Origin of the sequence: Streptomyces sp. NPDC051582 (genome assembly GCF_040681715.1) — a bacterium.
Classification (GTDB): domain Bacteria; phylum Actinomycetota; class Actinomycetes; order Streptomycetales; family Streptomycetaceae; genus Streptomyces.
Genome location: NZ_JBFAZJ010000003.1, coordinates 231,852 through 249,831 on the forward strand (window position 1 = coordinate 231,852; position 17,980 = coordinate 249,831).

The 17,980-nt window shown below is 71.9% G+C and carries 16 protein-coding genes; 2 read left to right on the forward strand and 14 right to left on the reverse strand.

The features are described from left to right. Window positions 1-512 precede the first annotated feature (512 nt). From ligA to AB0M92_RS06650, 6 genes are all read right to left on the reverse strand, one after another. Window positions 513-2,726 carry an NAD-dependent DNA ligase LigA gene (ligA, locus tag AB0M92_RS06625; protein WP_366100976.1) on the reverse strand — a complete coding sequence of 738 codons (2,214 nt, stop codon included), beginning with the start codon at window positions 2,724-2,726 and terminating at the stop codon, window positions 513-515. 31 nt (window positions 2,727-2,757) lie between these two features. Next, window positions 2,758-3,741, reverse strand: coding sequence for a methionine synthase (locus tag AB0M92_RS06630; RefSeq protein WP_366100977.1), 984 nt, complete (start codon window positions 3,739-3,741; stop codon window positions 2,758-2,760). After that, on the reverse strand, window positions 3,738-4,427 hold the full coding sequence (locus tag AB0M92_RS06635; RefSeq protein WP_366100978.1) for an SDR family oxidoreductase: 690 nt from the start codon (window positions 4,425-4,427) through the stop codon (window positions 3,738-3,740). Before AB0M92_RS06635 ends, AB0M92_RS06630 begins: the two co-directional genes overlap by 4 nt. Window positions 4,428-4,489: 62 nt before the next feature. Next, window positions 4,490-5,452, reverse strand: a complete 963-nt coding sequence (locus AB0M92_RS06640) for a hypothetical protein (RefSeq protein WP_366100979.1) — start codon at window positions 5,450-5,452, stop codon at window positions 4,490-4,492. Continuing rightward, window positions 5,452-5,796 (reverse strand): DUF1330 domain-containing protein, encoded by a 345-nt coding sequence (locus AB0M92_RS06645; protein WP_366101158.1) that lies wholly within the window; start codon window positions 5,794-5,796, stop codon window positions 5,452-5,454. Before AB0M92_RS06645 ends, AB0M92_RS06640 begins: the two co-directional genes overlap by 1 nt. A gap of 93 nt (window positions 5,797-5,889) precedes the next feature. Then, window positions 5,890-6,879, reverse strand: a complete 990-nt coding sequence (locus AB0M92_RS06650) for a helix-turn-helix domain-containing protein (protein ID WP_366100980.1) — start codon at window positions 6,877-6,879, stop codon at window positions 5,890-5,892. 113 nt (window positions 6,880-6,992) lie between these two features. Here AB0M92_RS06650 and AB0M92_RS06655 point away from each other — a divergent pair, with 113 nt between their 5' ends. Beyond that, the gene (locus AB0M92_RS06655) at window positions 6,993-7,916 is read left to right on the forward strand and encodes an NADP-dependent oxidoreductase (protein ID WP_366100981.1); all 924 of its coding nucleotides are present in this window, start codon (window positions 6,993-6,995) and stop codon (window positions 7,914-7,916) included. Window positions 7,917-7,979: 63 nt separating this feature from the next. On the opposite strand, the gene mnmA is transcribed toward AB0M92_RS06655, so the two are convergent. Further along, entirely contained in the window at window positions 7,980-9,143 is a 1,164-nt protein-coding gene (mnmA, locus tag AB0M92_RS06660; RefSeq protein WP_366100982.1) for a tRNA 2-thiouridine(34) synthase MnmA, read from the reverse strand. Window positions 9,144-9,212: 69 nt separating this feature from the next. On the opposite strand from mnmA, the gene AB0M92_RS06665 reads away from it, so the two are divergent. Beyond that, window positions 9,213-9,884 carry an N-acetylmuramoyl-L-alanine amidase gene (locus AB0M92_RS06665; RefSeq protein WP_366100983.1) on the forward strand — a complete coding sequence of 224 codons (672 nt, stop codon included), beginning with the start codon at window positions 9,213-9,215 and terminating at the stop codon, window positions 9,882-9,884. 46 nt (window positions 9,885-9,930) lie between these two features. Here the strand turns inward: AB0M92_RS06665 and AB0M92_RS06670 are convergent, their stop codons facing one another. The 7 genes from AB0M92_RS06670 to AB0M92_RS06700 form a co-directional block, all read right to left on the reverse strand. Then, the gene (locus AB0M92_RS06670) at window positions 9,931-11,094 is read right to left on the reverse strand and encodes a cysteine desulfurase family protein (RefSeq protein ID WP_366100984.1); all 1,164 of its coding nucleotides are present in this window, start codon (window positions 11,092-11,094) and stop codon (window positions 9,931-9,933) included. A gap of 117 nt (window positions 11,095-11,211) precedes the next feature. Then, complete coding sequence (locus AB0M92_RS06675) at window positions 11,212-12,063, reverse strand: thioesterase family protein (RefSeq protein WP_366100985.1); 852 nt, start codon at window positions 12,061-12,063, stop codon at window positions 11,212-11,214. Window positions 12,064-12,120: 57 nt separating this feature from the next. Further along, window positions 12,121-12,777: a trimeric intracellular cation channel family protein gene (locus AB0M92_RS06680; protein ID WP_366100986.1), complete on the reverse strand. Its 657-nt coding sequence runs from the start codon at window positions 12,775-12,777 to the stop codon at window positions 12,121-12,123. 130 nt (window positions 12,778-12,907) lie between these two features. Next, on the reverse strand, window positions 12,908-13,987 hold the full coding sequence (locus tag AB0M92_RS06685; protein WP_366100987.1) for a dipeptide ABC transporter ATP-binding protein: 1,080 nt from the start codon (window positions 13,985-13,987) through the stop codon (window positions 12,908-12,910). 5 nt (window positions 13,988-13,992) lie between these two features. Beyond that, the gene (locus AB0M92_RS06690) at window positions 13,993-15,057 is read right to left on the reverse strand and encodes an ABC transporter ATP-binding protein (RefSeq protein WP_366101159.1); all 1,065 of its coding nucleotides are present in this window, start codon (window positions 15,055-15,057) and stop codon (window positions 13,993-13,995) included. Window positions 15,058-15,092: 35 nt separating this feature from the next. Beyond that, the gene (locus AB0M92_RS06695; protein ID WP_366100988.1) at window positions 15,093-16,094 is read right to left on the reverse strand and encodes an ABC transporter permease; all 1,002 of its coding nucleotides are present in this window, start codon (window positions 16,092-16,094) and stop codon (window positions 15,093-15,095) included. Between the two features lie 117 nt (window positions 16,095-16,211). After that, window positions 16,212-17,972, reverse strand: coding sequence for an ABC transporter substrate-binding protein (locus AB0M92_RS06700; protein WP_366100989.1), 1,761 nt, complete (start codon window positions 17,970-17,972; stop codon window positions 16,212-16,214). Window positions 17,973-17,980: the final 8 nt, after the last annotated feature.

A 17,980-nucleotide genomic window follows, 5' to 3' on the forward strand; every position in this document is an offset into this window, starting at 1 on the left:
CGAGCGGGTGGGTGTCCGGTGTCCTGGCGCCCAGGACACCGAGCCGGCCCGTCCGCATGGACGGGATCTCCCCGCCGACATCAGGTGACGGGTCGGCGCTTTCGGTGGGTTTCATGCCCGTCCCTCTCACAGCCGGCAATGCCGATGCCACGCGATGGCCCCGATGTCATGGCATCACGGCCGGAAGCGCATCACGCAGCCGTGCACGACAGGCGCCCCCCTCAACAGTAGGACGCGGGAGGCCCCCAGGGGCAGCGGTCGGCGGCGGTTGCCCGAATGCGGCCCAGCCATCCTCATCAGTACGGTATCCGCCGAACGGGTGAGTTCGGACCAGGACTCCCGGGTCACCCATCCGATGATCCGACAGGTCACCGCCCCGCGAACAGCCCTGTACCGGCCTTTTACCACCGGGAGTTGCGCCTGGCGTGCGCCCGCCCGTACGGCCGCACGCCACGCATCCGTTCGCCTTCGCTACTCCCCCGGTACGGGAGCCGCGTGTCGGCCGGGGGCCGTTACTCCGCCGCGGCGCCGCCGTCCACCGGGAGCGCCGCCTCGCGCGCCGCGTCCGGGCCCTGTTCGAGGAGGACCGCGAAGCCCGCGTCGTCGAGGACGGCCAGCTTCAGCTGCATCGCCTTGTCGTACTTGGAGCCCGGGTTCTCGCCGACCACGACGAACGAGGTCTTCTTCGAGACGGATCCGGTCACCTTGGCGCCGCGGCTCTGCAGGGCCTCCTTGGCGCCGTCGCGCGTGTGGCTCTGCAAAGTGCCGGTGACGACCACCGTGAGGCCCTCCAGCGGGCGCGGCCCCTGCTCCTCGCCGGAACCCTCCTCCTCCATCCGCACCCCGGCCTCGCGCCACTTGCGCAGGATCTCCTGGTGCCAGTCGACGGCGAACCACTCCTTGACCGCCGCCGCGATGATCGGCCCGACCCCCTCGGTGGCGGCGAGCTCCTCCTCGGTGGCCTGCTCGATCCGCTCGATGGAGCGGAACTCGCGGGCCAGGGTGGCCGCGGCGACGGGACCGACGTGGCGGATCGAGAGGCCGTTGATGATCCGGGCCAGCGGCCGGCTCTTGGCCGCCTCGATGTTCGCGAGCATGGCCACCGTGTTGGTCTTGGCTTCGCCCTCCTTGTTGGCGAAGAAGGTGACGACCTTGGGCTCGCCCGTCTTCGGGTCGATCTTGGGCTGGCCCGAATCCTGGTCGCGCACGTAGGAGGTGATGGGGAGCAGCTGCTCCAGGGTGAGGCCGAAGAGGTCGCCCTCGTTCGCCATGGGCGGGAGCGAGGGCTCCAGCGGCTGGGTGAGCGCGGCCGAGGCCACGTACCCGAAGTTCTTGATGTCCAGGCAGGCGCGGCCGACGAGGTAGAAGAGCCGCTCGCGCAACTGGGCCGGGCACGTGCGCCCGTTGGGGCAGCGGAGGTCGATGTCGCCCTCCTTCATCGGCCGCAGCGCCGCCCCGCACTCGGGGCACTCGGCCGGCATGACGAACTCCCGCTCGGTGCCGTCGCGCAGGTCCGCCACGGGGCCGAGGATCTCGGGGATGACGTCGCCGGCCTTGCGCAGCACCACCGTGTCCCCGATGAGGACGCCCTTGGCCTTGACGACGTCCTGGTTGTGCAGGGTCGCGAACTCGACCTCCGAGCCCGCCACCGTCACCGGCTCCACCTGTGCGTACGGGGTCACCCGGCCGGTGCGGCCGACGCCGACCTTGATGTCGACCAGCTTGGTGTTGACCTCTTCGGGGGCGTACTTCCAGGCGATCGCCCAGCGCGGGGCGCGGGCCGTGGAGCCCAGGCGGCCCTGGAGCGGGATCTCGTCGAGCTTGACGACGACGCCGTCGATCTCGTGCTCCACGGAGTGCCGGTGCTCGCCGAAGTAGGCGATGAACTCGCGGACTTCGGCGAGCGAGGACACCGCCTTGTTGTGCCGGGCTGTGGGCAGGCCCCACTCGCCGAGCAGCTCGTACGCGTGGCTGAGCTTGTCGATCTCGAAGCCTTCGCGCGCGCCGATGCCGTGCACCACCATGTGCAGCGGGCGGGTGGCGGTGACCTTCGGGTCCTTCTGGCGCAGCGAACCGGCCGCCGCGTTGCGCGGGTTGGCGAAGGGCTTGTCGCCGGTCTCGACGAGCCGGGCGTTGAGCTCCTCGAACTTCTCCATCGGGAAGAAGACCTCGCCGCGGATCTCGACGAGCTCGGGGATCCGGTCGCCCTTGAGGCGGTCCGGGATGTCCGCGATGGTGCGCACGTTGGGCGTGATGTCCTCGCCGGTGCGGCCGTCGCCGCGGGTGGCGGCTCGGGTCAGGCGGCCCTTCTCGTACGTGAGGTTGACGGCGAGGCCGTCCACCTTGAGCTCGCACAGGTAGTGGAAATCGGGGGTGTTGACGTCCCGGGCCACCCGCTCGGCCCAGGCCGCCAACTCCTCGTCGTCGAAGGCGTTGTCGAGGGAGAGCATGCGCTCCCGGTGCTCGACGGACGCGAAGTCCGTCTCGTACGCCCCGGCCACCTTCTGGGTGGGCGAATCGGGCGTGCGCAGCTCCGGGTACTGGTCCTCCAGCGCCTCCAGCGAGCGCAGCAGCTTGTCGAACTCGGCGTCGCTGACGACCGGCTGGTCGTTCACGTAGTACCGGAAGCGGTGCTCCTCGACCTGCTCGGCCAGCAGCGCGTGCTGCTCTCGCACCGCCGCCGGTGCGGCCGTGCCGTCGCCGGCCTGCTTCTGTTCGGCTGCCATGCCGTGTCCTCCCGTGGCCCGTCCGTTTTCGTCACTCAGGGTTGTCGGCGAGCGACCTCGCCGCCCTGACGCAGTGCGCCTGCGCGGCGCGCGCGTAGGCGGGCGAGGCGCCCGCCAGACCGCACGCCGGGGTGACCACGACGGACTCCGCCAGAGTCCCGGGGGCCAGTCCCAGCCTGCGCCAGAGCTTCCTGACACCCATGACGCTACCGCCCGGGTCCGACAACGGGGCGTCGGTGCCCGGCACCACTCCGGCGAAGAGTTTCGTACCGCCTTCGACGGCCTCGCCGATGGCGTCGTCCTCGCGCTCGGTGAGCAAGGAGAAATCGAACGAAACCCCCGTGGCGCCGGCCCGCCGGAGCAGTCCGAAGGGCACTTCGGGCGCGCACGAGTGGACGACGACCTCCCCGTCGTGGACGGCGAACAGCTCGCGCAGGGCGCCCTCGACGACCTGCCGGTCCACGGCCCGGTACGTGCGGTACTTGCTCGCGGACCGCACGCGGCCGAGCAGCACCGCGGTCAGGGACGGCTCGTCGAGCTGGAGCACGATCTCGGCGCCGGGGACGCGCTTCTTGACGTCCGCCAGGTGCTCGCGCAGCCCCTCCGCGAGGGATCCGGCCAGGTCGCGGCAGGCGCCGGCGTCCTGGAGCACGGCCTCGCCGCCGTGCAGCTCCAGGGCGGTGGCCAGCGTCCACGGGCCGACGGCCTGGACCTTGAGCTTCCCCTCGTACCCCTGGGTGAACTCCTCCAGGGCGTCGAGGTCCTCGCCGAGCCAGGACCGGGCGCGCTTGGAGTCCCGGCCCGGGCGGTCGCTGATCCGCCAGCCGCTGGGCTCCACGTGGGCGTACATGTCGACGAGCAGCCCGAGGGAGCGGCCGATCATGTCCGCGCCGGGGCCGCGGGCGGGCAGTTCGGGGAGGTACGGGAAGTCCTCGAAGGAGCCGGTGGCGGTCTTGGCGGCCTCGCGGGCGTCGCCGCCGGGGAGGGAACCGACGCCGGTGGCGCCCGCGGTCATCGGCCGGGCCTGACGCTCAGGTCGGTGACCTCGGCGTCGCGCGGCAGGTCGACGGCCATGACGATCGTGGTGGCCACGGACTCGGGGTCGATCCAGTCGGCGGGGTCGTACTCCTTGCCCTCCTGCGAGCGCACCTTGGCCTGCATGGCGGTGGCGGTCCGGCCCGGGTAGACGGAGGTGACGCGGATGCCGTTCGGCTTCTCCTCCTCGCGCAGCGAGTCGGCGAGCGCCTTGAGCCCGTGCTTGGAGGCGGCGTACGCGCTCCAGTCGGCGTGGGCGTTCAGGCCGGCGCCGGAGTTCACGAAGACCACGGTGGCGCGGGAGGCGCGCAGGGTGGGCAGCAGCAGGCGGGTGACCTCGGCGGGGGCGATCAGGTTCACGTTGAGCTGCTGGTGCCAGGTCTTGGGACGCAGCTCGCCGACGGGGCCGAGGTCGACGATCCCGGCGATGTGCAGGAGCGAGTCGATCCGCTCGGGCAGGGGCTGCTTGGAGAAGGCCCACGACAGCCGGTCGGGGTCGGAGAGGTCGCCGACGAGCGCCCGGGAGCCGGGGTAGCGCTCGACGAGCTGCTTGCCGCGGGCGGCGTCGCGGGCGAGCAGGACGAGGTCGTCGCCGCGGGCGTGCAGGCGGGCGGCGACGGCGGCGCCGATGCCCGCGCCGGCACCAGTGATCAGGTGAGTAGCCATAGCGCCCATGCTCGCACCCCCGGCGTGCTGCTCCGGCCGGCGGCCGGCGGCCGGCGGCCTGGTCAGCGGCCCCGGGCCGCGCGGTGGGCCGCGTCGATCACGACGCGGGCGGCGGCCGCCTGCTCGGCGGTGACCGGCGGCAGGTACACGTTCCCGACCAGGACCCCCGGGGCCGCCGCCACGACCGCCGCCCGCAGGTCCCGGGGTCCGGCCCAGAGCTCCAGTGCGTTCTCCCGTACATCGTCCAGCGCGGCGGCGTGGTCCGGCGCGGGCGGGGCGAAACGGCCGTCCGAGGCCCGGACGTGCTCGTCCCAGCGGTCCTCCCAGAACTCCACGGTCCAGCCGGTCCAGAGGGCGGCCGCCCGCTCCGCCCGGGGCTGGGTTCCGAGCAGCCACCAGCCGACGCTGCGGCGCGCGGGGTCGATGTGCAGTCCCGCCCCGGCGGGCGCCGCGTACGCGGTGTGGCGAGGAGCGTCTTCGAGCCGGCGGAGGAGGCCGGGGCCCTCGGCGAGGGGGTGGTCCACGCCGAGGGCGAGGACGTGACAGCGGTCGGCGCCGATGGTGACCACCGCCGCCATCGGCTCGACTTCGGCCAGTTCCTCGTCGTCGGGGCCGAGCGGGGACAGGGGGTAGGAGGTTCCGGTGGTGCTGTGGTCGTCGGCCGGGTCCAGACCGAGCCGGGTCCGCAGGCCGGTCTGGCCCTCGTACACCCAGCGCACCTGCCAGTGCGGCCAGGCACGGCGCAGCAGGGCGAGGGCGGCGCTCCTCGTGCGCATCGTGGCCGCGGCTCCCTCCTGGGCGAAGAGGAGCAGCTCGCGGCGGACGGGGTCGGCCAGGACTCCGGCCTCGACCGAGTCGTCGGAGCGGTGGAACGCCTCGTCGCGGGCGGTGTGCGTGTCCAGCAGCGGCAGCAGGACGTCCGGGCCGGCCAGGAGATGGAGGTCCAGGGCGAGGGAACCCCAGGAGTCGTAGGCGCCCCGGTGGCCGTGGGCACCCGCGAGGACGTGGACGGCGGGGTGGCTCATCACAGACCCGCTTCGGCGCGCAGGCGGGACGCCGTCTTCGTCGCGTCGTAGCCGGGCCGGACGCCGTCGACGAGGATGACCTCGCCCGCGATGTGGCGGGTGCGCAGCGGGATCAGGGCCTGGTAGGCCGGGGAGGCGTACCAGGCGCGGGCGCGCTCCACGTCGGGGAAGCCGATGACCACCACGGTCCCCGGGAAGGGGCCCTCCATGACCTCGACCTGGGCCCCGTGGACGAGGAAGCGTCCCTCGAAGGGGTCCATCGTCGACTGGATCTCCTCGATGTAGCGCAGGACGTCCTCGTTCACGGCCTCGGGGCGTATGTGGGCGATGGCGTACGCGGTCATGGTCATGGCCTCCGCAGTCTCAAGTGTTGCGCCGGATCGGTCTGTTGGTCCGATCCTGCCAAGGCGGGGAGGTGAAGGCCATGACCTGCGGGGTCATGCCCCCACGGGCACCGGGCTGCCGGGCCGGAAGGTCCGGCGGTAGGCGATCGGCGAGATGCCGAGGGCGGCCCGCATGTGCTGGCGCAGCGAGTTGGCGGATCCGAAGCCCGACCGGTGGGCGACCAGGTCCACCGGCAGGTCGCTGGACTCCAGCAGCTGGCGGGCGACTTCGAGGCGCTGGACCGTGAGCCACTGCACCGGGGTCATGCCCACCTCGTCGCGGAAGCGGCGGGTGAAGGTGCGCAGGCTCATCCGGGCGTGGGCGGCCAGCTCGGCCAGGGTGAGCGGATCCGCGAGCCGCTCCAGGGCCCAGGCGCGGGTGGCGGTGGTGGTGGCGACGGTGGGCTCGGGGACGGGCCGGTCGATGTACTGCGCCTGCCCGCCGTCCCGCCACGGCGGTACGACGCACAGCCGCGCGGCGCGGTTGGCGACGGCGGTGCCGTGGTCGGCGCGGATCAGGTAGAGGCACAGGTCGATGCCGGCGGCCACGCCGGCCGAGGTGAGGACGTCCCCGTCGTCGACGAAGAGCACGTCCTCGTCGAGCTTGACGCGCGGGAAGGCGCGCTGGAACTCCGGCGCGTGCTCCCAGTGGGTGGTGGCCGCCCGCCCGTCGAGCATCCCGGCGGCGGCGAGGACCTCGGAGCCGGTGCAGATCGACACGATCCGGGTGCCGGGCCGGATGACGGCGAGGGCCTCGGCGAGGGTCCGCGGCAGGGGCTCGCCGCGCAGCAGGCCCGGCATGGCGTGGGTGGGCGGGACGATCACGGTGTCGGCCGCGGCGAGGGCCTCCGGGCCCGCCGTGACGCCGACGGAGAAGCCTGCGTCGCTGTTCACGGGCCGGCCGTCGGCGGTGCAGACGGTGACCTCGTAGAGGGCGCCGCCGTCCTCGCTGCGGGCGTTGCCGAAGACCCGCGAGGGCATGCCGAGCTCGAACGGGGCGACGCCTTCCAGGGCGAGTACGGCGATCCGGTGCACAACGGTCATGGCCAGATCCTGTCACATGGTGGCCGTTCGGCCAACACCATGCGGCCGGGACGGCGGCCAAGCTGGATGCACGGCCGGGAAAACCGGTGCGGAAAGCAATGAAGGAGACAGTTATGCGTGCCGTCGTCGTGAGCCAGTGGGGCGGGCCGGAGGTTCTCACCGAGGTCGAGGCGGAGCGCCCCGAGCCGGGCCTGAACGAGATCCTCGTACGGGTCCACGCGGCCGGCGTGAACCCGGTGGACTGGAAGACCCGGGCCAGCGGCGGCCTCATCGGCTGGGGCGAGGTCCCGATGGTCGGCTGGGACGTCTCGGGCACCGTCGAGGCGGTCGGGCCGGGCGTGACGCTGTACCGCGCGGGCGACGAGGTGTACGGGATGCCGAACTTCCCGCGCCAGGCGGGCGGCTACGCCGAGTACGTGGCCGCCCCGGCCCGGCACTTCGCCCGCAAGCCCGCCTCCCTGGACCACGTACAGGCCGCCGCCCTGCCGCTGGCCGCGCTGACCGCCTGGCAGGCCCTGGTGGACACGGCCGGGGTCACGGCCGGGCAGCGGGTGCTGGTGCACGCCGCGGCCGGCGGGGTCGGCCACCTGGCGGTGCAGATCGCCAAGGCCCGCGGCGCGTACGTGATCGGCACGGCCAGCGCGGCCAAGCACGAGCTGCTGCGCGAGCTGGGCGCCGACGAGGTGCTCGACTACCGCACCACGGACTTCGAGGACGCCGTCTGCGACGTGGACGTCGTGATCGACGCGGTCGGCGGGGACTACGGGCAGCGCTCGCTGAAGGTGCTGAAGCCGGGCGGGCACCTGGTGACGCTGCCGGGCCCGGACGGCCTCCCGGCCGACCCGCAGGGCGTGCACGCCTCCTGGGTCCTGGTGGAGCCGGACCTTGGGGGTCTGCAGGAGATCGCCGCCCTCGCCGACCAGGGCCTGCTCAAGCCCCTGATCGACACGGTCCTGCCGCTGGAGCAGGCCGCGAAGGCCCACGAGATCGGCGAGCAGGGCCGCACCACCGGCAAGATCGTCCTGACCGTCGCCTGAGGGCCGGGCAGACCCCGATCCCGCTCCCGCGTGCGGGGGCGGGGGCGGGTCGGGGCCCGGGGCTCACACGGAGGCGGCCGCGGACCGGGTGGTCGTCGCGATGGTGGCGGAGCCGACCACGCGCGTGCCGTCGTAGAGGACGATCGCCTGGCCGGGGGCCACGCCGCGGACCGGCTCCGTGAAGCGCACCCGCAGCTCGCCGTCCACGACCTCGGCGAAGACCTCGGTCTCGCCGCCGTGGGCGCGCAGCTGCGCGGTGTACGTGCCCGGGGCGGCGGCCGTGGAGCCGCACCAGCGGGGGCGGATCGCGGTCAGGCCGCTGACGTCGAGGGCCTCGACGGGGCCGACGGTGACGGTGTTGTTCACCGGGGAGATGTCGAGGACGTAGCGCGGCTTGCCGTCGGCGGCCGGGTGGCCGATCCGCAGGCCCTTGCGCTGGCCGATGGTGAAGCCGAAGGCGCCCTCGTGGGTGCCGACCTTCTCGCCGGTCGCCCCGTCGACGATGTCGCCCTCGGCCTTGCCCAGGCGGCTCGCGAGGAAGCCCTGGGTGTCGCCGTCGGCGATGAAGCAGATGTCGTGGCTGTCGGGCTTCTTCGCGACGGCCAGGCCGCGCTGCTCCGCTTCGGCGCGGATCTCTTCCTTGGTGGTGAGGGTGTCGCCGAGCGGGAACAGCGCGTGGGCGAGCTGCTTCTCGTCGAGGACGCCGAGCACGTACGACTGGTCCTTGGCCATGTCGGAGGCGCGGTGCAGCTCGCGCGAGCCGTCCTCGTTCAGGACGACGGTCGCGTAGTGGCCGGTGCAGACGGCGTCGAAGCCCAGGGCGAGGGCCTTGTCGAGCAGGGCCGCGAACTTGATCTTCTCGTTGCAGCGCAGGCAGGGGTTCGGGGTGCGCCCGGCCTCGTACTCGGAGATGAAGTCCTCCACGACGTCCTCGCGGAAGCGCTCGGCGAGGTCCCACACGTAGAACGGGATGCCGATGACGTCGGCGGCGCGGCGGGCGTCGCGGGAGTCCTCGATGGTGCAGCAGCCGCGGGCGCCGGTCCGGAAGGACTGCGGGTTCGCGGACAGCGCGAGGTGGACGCCGGTCACGTCGTGCCCGGCTTCGACGGCACGGGCGGCGGCGACGGCGGAGTCCACGCCGCCGGACATGGCGGCCAGGACGCGAAGTGGGGGGCCTCCCAGCGCAGCGAGGGGGAGGCGTGAGGTGCGCGGCAGGTTCTCAGTCATAGCACCGTCCAGAGTACGGGGGAACCGGCCGGGGTCACAGCGCGTTATCACGTGCAGGGGGTGGATCACATGGGGAGCAAGGTCGGGGCCGCGCCGAAGGCGGGGCCGCGCAGGACCCGTCGTGCAGTGCTGTTCGGGGGCCTGGGGGTCTTCACGGTGGCGGCGATCGCGGGGCAGGACGAGCTGCGGCGTGCCTGGTGGCTGCTGCCGGGCGTGGGCAAGCCCCGCAAGGAGGGAGAGGTGGACCACGCGGGCGTGGAGTGGACTTCGGCCTCGCCCGCGAACTGGCGGATGGCGGACCGGCCCGGGGACTACCAGGTCGACCGGATCGTGGTGCATGTCACGCAGGGCAGCTTCGCGTCCTCGGTGGACGCCTTCAAGAATCCGTTCCACCAGGCGTCGGCGCACTACATCGTCGGCCAGGACGGGCGCATAGAGCAGATGGTGCGCGAGATGGACGTCGCCTTCCACTCGGGGAACCGCTCGATGAACGAGCGCAGCGTGGGCATCGAGCACGAGGGGTTCGTGGACCGGCCGCAGGACTTCACGGAGGCGCTGTACGCGGCTTCGGCCCGCCTCGCCGCCGACGTCTGCCGCCGCTACGGCATACCCGTGGACCGTTCGCACATACTGGCCCACTCCGAGGTCCGGGGCACCGACCACACGGACCCCGGCCCCCACTGGGACTGGGACCGGTACCTGGGCCTGGTCCGCTCGGAGCTGGCGGCCGCCCCGGCCTGATCCCCGGCCTGATCGCAGGGCCCACCCGGCTCGGGCCCGCCCAGCCCTAGCTGAGGCCTGCCGTCCGGGCGCGTTCGACCGCCGGGCCGATCGCCGCGGCCACGGCCTCGACGTCCTCCTTGGTGGAGGTGTGGCCGAGGGAGAAGCGCAGGGTGCCGCGGGCCAGTTGCGGATCGGTGCCGGTGGCCAGCAGGACGTGGCTGGGCTGGGCCACGCCGGCGGTGCAGGCGGAGCCGGTGGAGCACTCGATGCCCTGGGCGTCCAGCAGGAGCAGCAGGGAGTCGCCCTCGCAGCCGGGGAAGCTGAAGTGCGCGTTGGCCGGGAGCCGGTCGTCGGGGTCCCCGCCGAGGACGGCGTCGGGCACCTGGCGCAGCACGGCGGCGACCAGTTCGTCGCGCAGCGCGCCGATCTCGGCGGCGAACCGCTCGCGCCGCTGCGCGGCGATCACGGCGGCCACCGCGAAGGCGGCGATGGCGGGCACGTCGAGGGTCCCGGAGCGCACGTGCCGCTCCTGGCCGCCGCCGTGCAGGACGGGTACGGGGCTCTGGTCTCGGCCGAGCAGCAGCGCGCCGATGCCGTACGGGCCGCCGATCTTGTGGCCGCTGACGGTCATGGCGGCGAGGCCGCTGTCGCCGAAGTGGACGTCGAGCTGTCCGAAGGCCTGGACGGCGTCGGAGTGCAGGGGGATCGCGAACTCACGGGCGACGGCGGCCAGTTCACGGACCGGCATGACGGTGCCGATCTCGTTGTTGGCCCACATGACGGTGGCCAGGGCCACGTCGTCGGGGTTGCGGGCGATGGCCTCGCGCAGGTCGTCGGGGCGTACGCGGCCGTAGCGGTCGACGGGGAGGTACTCGATCCGGGCGCCCTCGTGCTCGCCGAGCCAGTGGACGGCGTCGAGGACGGCGTGGTGCTCGACGGGGCTGGTGAGCACCCGGGTCCGGGCGGGGTCGGCGTCGCGGCGGGCCCAGTAGAGGCCCTTGACGGCGAGGTTGTCCGCCTCCGTGCCGCCCGCGGTGAAGACCACCTCGCTCGGGCGGGCGCCGAGTGCCTCGGCGAGGGCCTCGCGGGCCTCCTCGACGGTACGGCGGGCACGGCGGCCGGCGGCGTGGAGGGAGGACGCGTTGCCCGTGGCGGCGAACTGCGCGGTCATCGCCGCAGCGGCCTCCGGGAGCATCGGGGTGGTGGCGGCGTGGTCGAGGTAGGCCATGATCCCCTGATTCTACGAGTCCCCCCCGGGGCCCCGGACCCCCCGGTGCGGCGGGGGGTCCGGGGCGGCCCGGACCGGGGCCCGAAGGCGGGGGCTCGAAGCGGCCGGGTCCCCGGGTCAGCGCGGGGCGCGGGCCAGTTGGCGGGACTGGGCCACCAGATGGTCCGCGGAGTCCCAGACCTCGGCGTCCTCCTCCAGGAAGCCGCCGGCCAGGTTCCGGGTGGTGATGGAGATCCGCAGCGGACCGGGCGCCGGGCGCCTGCGGACGTGCGCGGTGAGCTCGATGGTGGGGCTCCAGCCCATCAGGCCCAGGTCGAAGCAGGTCGGCGGCAGCGCGTCCACCGCGAGCAGCATCGACAGCGGATCGGCGTCGCGGCCGTCGGCCAGCTCGAACCAGGCCCGCATCTCCCCCTTGCCGGAGGGCGCGCCGACCGCCCAGCCCGCGGTGGCCGGATCCAGCCGCAGCCGGAGCCGGTCCACGATCGCGTTGCTGCCGGGGATCGGGGCCGGGCCGGCCTCCGGGCCGAGGCAGTCCTCGTACGCCGGGAACACCGGCGGGACGGCGGTGGTGCGGACGTCGTCCGGGAGGGAGGCGAGGTCGCCGTACGAGGCGACGACCCGGATCCGCTCGATCTCGGCGCCGTTCTCGTCGTACTGGAAGAGGGAGGCCTGGCCGGTGGAGAGGGTGCGCCCGATCCGGACCACCTCGGTGCGGATCACGGCGGGACCGGGCACCGACGAGGTCAGGTAGTGGGCGGAGACGGTGAAGGGGTCCGGGTGCGGCAGGGCGGCCGACAGGGCCCGGCCGACCAGGGCCAGCAGGTAGCCGCCGTTCACGGCGGTGATGATCGTCCATCCGGCGGAGAGCTCCGCGTCGTACACGCCGGAATCGTCCGCGCGCGCGGTGACGGTGGTGTCCCGGTCGAATTCGCTGTCGCCGATGGAGGCCTGGGCCGCTGCGTATGCCATGGATTCAGCCTACCGCCGGTAGCTACTAAGCGGTAGCTTTCCATTGCTACATGCAGGTTACGGCTCCTCGGCCACCGAGGAGCGGCGGTTCCAGGCCAGCGGCGCCCGCCAGTGGTAGCGCATGGCGAGGAGCCGGAGCACGAACGTCGTGACGATCGCCGCGGCGGTCGTTGCGGCGTTGAGGGCGTCGAAGGCGATGGACAGGGCCACCATCGCGGCGCCGACGATCGCGGGGACGGCGTACATCTCGCGGTCGCGCAGCAGCGAGGGGACCTCGTTGGCCAGTACGTCGCGCAGGACGCCCCCGCCGACGGCCGTGGCCACGCCGAGCGCCGCGGACGCGGTCAGCCCGAGGCCGAACTCGTAGGCCTTGGTCGTGCCGGTGACGCAGAACAGGCCGAGGCCGGCGGCGTCGAAGACGTTGATGGCGCGGTTGATCCGCTGCACCTCGGGGTGGAGGAAGTAGACGATGACCGCCGCGACCAGCGGGGTCACGAAGAAGCTGAGCTCGCCGAAGGCGGCCGGCGGGACGGCGCCGATCACGAGGTCGCGGAAGAGGCCGCCGCCGAGGGCGGTGACGAGCGCGAGCACGCAGATGCCGAAGACGTCGAAGTTCTTGCGCACGGCGAGCAGCGCACCCGCGGTGGCGAAGACGAAGATGCCGGCGAGGTCCAGGGCATGCTGGATCCCGGGCGGGAAGAGATCGTGGAGCACCGCCCCATTGTGCAGCGCGCCCGGGCGGCGGTTCGACGGGGACGGCCCGGGCAGCCGCACGCCGCCGTCCCGGGGCTCCGGCCTGAGGCCCGGGACGGCGGCGCGGCGGCGGCGCGGCGGCGGCGGCGGACTACTCCGAGACCACGGCCAGGGCTTCGGCCGCGCCCGGCAGGGCCGGGTCGCCCGGGGCCTGGTCGGCGGCGTTCTCCGGGTGGTGGCAGGCCACCTGGTGGCCGGTGGCCGGCGTCAGCATCGGCGGCTCCTGGGTGGTGCAGATCTGCGTGGCCTTCCAGCACCGCGTGTGGAAGCGGCAGCCGGAGGGCGGCGAGATCGGCGACGGGACGTCGCCCTTGAGCAGGATGCGGCCGCTCTTCGCACCCCGGCGGCGCGGGTCCGGCACCGGCACGGCCGACAGCAGCGCCTTGGTGTACGGGTGCATCGGGTTCTCGTAGAGCGACTTGCGGTCGGTCAGCTCCACGATCTTGCCGAGGTACATCACCGCGATGCGGTCCGACACGTGCCGGATGACCGACAGGTCGTGCGCGATGATCACGTACGTGAGGCCGAGCTCCTCCTGGAGGTCGTCCAGCAGGTTCACCACCTGCGCCTGGATCGACACGTCCAGCGCCGAGACCGGCTCGTCGGCCACGACCAGCTTCGGGTTGAGGGCCAGCGCGCGGGCGATGCCGATGCGCTGGCGCTGGCCGCCCGAGAACTCGTGCGGGTACCGGTTGTAGTGCTCCGGGTTGAGGCCCACCAGGGACAGCAGGCGCTGCACCTCCGCCTTCAGGCCGCCCTCGGGCTGGACGCCCTGGAGCTTGAAGGGGGCGCCGACGATCGTGCCGACCGTGTGGCGCGGGTTCAGCGAGCCGTACGGGTCCTGGAAGATCATCTGCACGTCGCGGCGCAGCGGGCGCATCCCGGAGACCGACAGGTGCGTGATGTCGCGCCCCTCGAACTCGACCGTGCCGTCCGTCGGCTCCAGCAGGCGCGTGATCAGCCGGCCCATCGTCGACTTGCCGCAGCCGGACTCGCCGACGACGCCGAGCGTCTCACCGCGCCGGACGTCGAAGTCGATGCCGTCCACGGCCTTGACGGCCCCGACCTGCCGGCGCAGCAGCCCCTTGTTGATGGGGAAGTGCTTGACCAGGCCGGTCACCTTCAGCAGCGGCTGGGCCTCCGAGGCCTGCGGCGCGTCCGTCTTCTTCATGTCGGTCACAGCTTCGGCGCAATCTCTTCGGTCCAGATCCGGGTCCGCTCCTCGTGCGACATGTGGCACGCGGACCAGTGCCGGCCGCCGTCCTCGGTCAGCTCGGGCCGCTGGGTGCGGGTGATGCCGCCCTTGGGGACGTCGGCGTACGGGCAGCGCGGGTTGAAGGCGCAGCCGCTCGGGATGTTGATGAGGCTGGGCGGCGAGCCCTTGACCGGGATCAGGCGCTCGGTCTGCTCGCGGTCGATGCGCGGCATGGAGCCGAGCAGGCCCCAGGTGTAGGGGTGGCGGGGTTCGTAGAAGACCTTCTCGGCGCTGCCGCGCTCGATGCACCGGCCGCCGTACATCACGAGGATGTCGTCGGCCATCTCGGCGACCACGCCGAGGTCGTGCGTGATCATGATGACCGCGGACCCGAACTCCTTCTGGAGGTCGCGGATCAGGTCGAGGATCTGCGCCTGGACGGTGACGTCGAGGGCGGTGGTCGGCTCGTCCGCGATGAGCAGTTCGGGGTTGTTGACCAGCGCCATCGCGATCATCGCGCGCTGGCGCATACCACCGGAGAACTCGTGCGGGTACGCGTCGACGCGCCGGTGCGGCTCCGGGATCCCGACGCGGTCGAGCATCTCGACCGCCCGGGTGCGGGCGGTCTTCTTGTCGACGTCGTGGTGGGTCCGGTACGCCTCGATGATCTGCTTGCCGACCGAGTAGTACGGGTGCATCGCGGAGAGCGGGTCCTGGAAGACCATCGCCATCTTGTGGCCGCGCAGCTTGCGCACGTGGTCGGCGTCGGCCCGTACGAGGTCCTCGCCGTCGAGCACGACCTGGCCCGAGATGTGCGGGCGGCTGCGGGCGTTGCCGGTGCGGTGCAGGCCCATGATGGCCAGCGAGGTCACCGACTTGCCGGAGCCGGACTCGCCGACGATGCCGAGCGTCTTGCCGCGTTCCAGGTCGAAGGAGAGCCCGTCGACGGACTTGACCAGACCGTCGTCGGTCGGGAAGTGCACCTTGAGGTCGCGTACGGACAGGAAGGCCGCGCCCTGAGCCGGCGGCCCGGCCTGCTCGGGCACGAACGCGGGCCCGCTGCCGGTGGTGGGGTTCTCGGTCACGTCAGCCTCACGCGCGGGTCGATGACGGCGTACAGCAGGTCCACGATCAGGTTGGCCATCACCACGAACAGCGCGGCGAGCAGGGTGACGCCCATGATCACGGGAAGGTCGCCCTGACCGATGGCGGCGACGGCCGCCGTCCCCAGACCCTGGAAGTTGAAGGTCGTCTCGGTGAGCACCGCGCCGCCGAGGAGTCCGCCGAGGTCGAGGCCGAACATCGTGACGATCGGGGTGAGGGTGGAGCGCAGGGCGTGCTTGCGGATGACCACGCCCTCCTTGAGTCCCTTGGCGCGGGCGGTGCGGATGTAGTCCTCGCCGAGCACGTCCAGCATCGTGGCGCGGGTGATGCGGGCGTAGGTGGCGGCGAAGAGGAAGGCCAGGGTCACCCAGGGCAGGATCATGGAGTTGAGCCAGGCCAGCGGATCCTCGGTGAGTGGTCTGTAGTTGGACACGTCCAGCCAGCCGAGGCCGTAGACGAAGATCGCGGGGGCCACCATGCCGGTGAAGAAGATCGGCAGGGAGACGCCGGCGAGCGCGCCGACCATCACCGTGCGGTCGACGGCGGTCCGGCGTTTGAGCGCCGAGACCACACCGGTCGCCACACCGGCGATCACCCAGATGACCGCCGCGCCGAGGGCGAGCGAAAGGGTGACCGGCATGCGGTCGACCATGGTCTCCCAGACGGGCGCCTCGGTCTTGAAGGAGTATCCGAAGCAGGGGGCCGCACAGTGGGTGACATCCGTGCCGCCGTCGTAGTCACGGCCGACGAAGATGCCCTTGACGAAGGTCAGGTACTGCTCGGAGATGGGCTTGTCGAAGCCCATCTTCACGCGGATGCCCGCCAGGGCGGTCTCGTTGGTCTCGCGACCGGCGTACATCAGGGCCGGATCGCTGCCTGTGATCTTGGGGACCGCGAAGAAGATGCCGAAGGTGACCACGGAGACCACCAACAGCGTGGCGACGACGTTGAACAGCCGCCGTATGAGGTAGACGAGCACTGCAGTCGGCCGCCCGGGGCGGGCGGCTGCCGTCCCTCGTGGGGACGGCAGCCGCCGCCTGCGGCCTTCACCTGCCCTTCGGACTAGCGCATGTGCGGTGAAGGCACTTGCCTGCTGTTACTTGGCGGCGATGCCGACCGTGGCCAGGTCGATCTTGCCCATGGAGTCGTTGAAGTAGACGTTCGTCAGACGCGGGTTGTGGTAGACGAAGGCCTTGTCGAAGTTGATGGGAAGGTAGAGGGCCTTCTCCATGACCTTCTTGTTGATGTCCGTGTAGAACGGGGCGGCGGCTTCCGGAGTCGCGGCGGCGGCAGCCGTCTTGAACAGCTGGTTGATCTCCGGGTCGTTGATCATCGTGTAGTTGTTGTTGCCGTTGGGCTGGATGAACGATCCGTCAACGAGCGGCTGGAGGAAGCCCGAGCCGGAGTTGTAGTCGGCGCCCCAGCCCATCACGATGATGCCGTAGTTCTTCTTCTTCACGTTCTCGGGCGAACCGATCACGGAGGAGGAGAGCTTGCCGTCGTACTGGTCGATGGTGACCTTGATGCCGACCTTGGCGAGCGAGGCCTGGAGCGACTCGGCCGTCTTCACCTCGGGGGCGCGGTTGTTGCGGACCGCGATGGTGGTCTCGAACCCGTCCGGCTTGCCACAGGCCTTGAGGGCCTCCTTGGCCTTGGCCTCCTGCGGCTCGCCCTTGGTCAGGTTGAACGGGTCGTAGCCCTTGTCGGCACCGGGGATGCCGGGCGGCAGCATGTTCGCGCCGAGGTCACCGCTGGTCGGGCCGCCGCGGGCGGTCTGCAGGGACTTCGGGTCGGCCGCGTAGATGACGGCCTTGCGGCACTCGATGTTGTCGAACGGCGCGACCGTGGTCGGGAAGGCGAAGTAGCGGATGTAGCCCGTGAACGGGTTGTCCGCGTTGGCCTTCAGCTTCTCGTCCTTGAGGACCTTGTTCTTGCCGGCCTGCTGCATGCCCGTGCCGTCGATGGCGAGGTCGATGTCGCCCGACAGCAGACGCGCGTCCATGTCGTCCGGGTTGGTGGTCACCGTGAAGGAGACCTTGTCCGGCAGACCCTTGCGGATCGTGTCGGTCTTCGGGTCCCAGTTCTCGTTGCGGACGAAGGTCGCGCCCTTGCTCGCGGTGAAGCTCTCGACCTTGTACGGGCCGGTGGAGACGGGCTTGTTGGTGTAGGTGGCGCCCGTGTCCTTGGCCTGCGGGACCGGCGAGGAGGACGGCATCGCCAGCAGGTAGCTGAAGTCGGAGTTGGCGCTCGCCAGGTTGAAGACGATCGTCTTGTCGTCCGGCGTCTCGACGGACTTCAGGCCCATCTTGTTGGCGTCGGTGTCCTTGTACGGGCCGGGGTACTTCTGGCCCTGGTCCAGGATGTCGATCAGGTAGGTGGGACCGCCGGACAGCACGTCCTGCGCGAAGACGCGCTCGATGCCGTACTTGAAGTCCTTCGAGGTGATCGGCGTGCCGTCCTCGAACTTGACGCCGTCCTTGATCTTGAGGGTGTACGTCTTGCCCTCGTTGCTCAGGACCGGCAGGCCCTCGGCGAGGTCCGGGACGAGCTTGCTGCCGTCCTTGCCCGGCTTGCTGTCGTACGCGAGCAGCTGACGCACGTAGAGGCGCTGGATGTCCCACACGAAGCCGTAGTAGGCACGCGCCGGGTCGAGGTAGTCGACGTCCTGCGGCGACCAGAGCTTGAGCTCGCCGCCCTTGGCGTCCGAGGGGTTCACCATGCCGGTGGTGGCGGCGTTGAAGGCGGCGCCGCCCTTGCCCTCGGTCTTCGTGTCGCCGTCACTGCCACCGCAAGCGGCGGTCAGGGACAGGGCGGCGATCACGGCGGTGATCGCGAATGCCTGCTTTCTGCGGATCACGTTGGTCC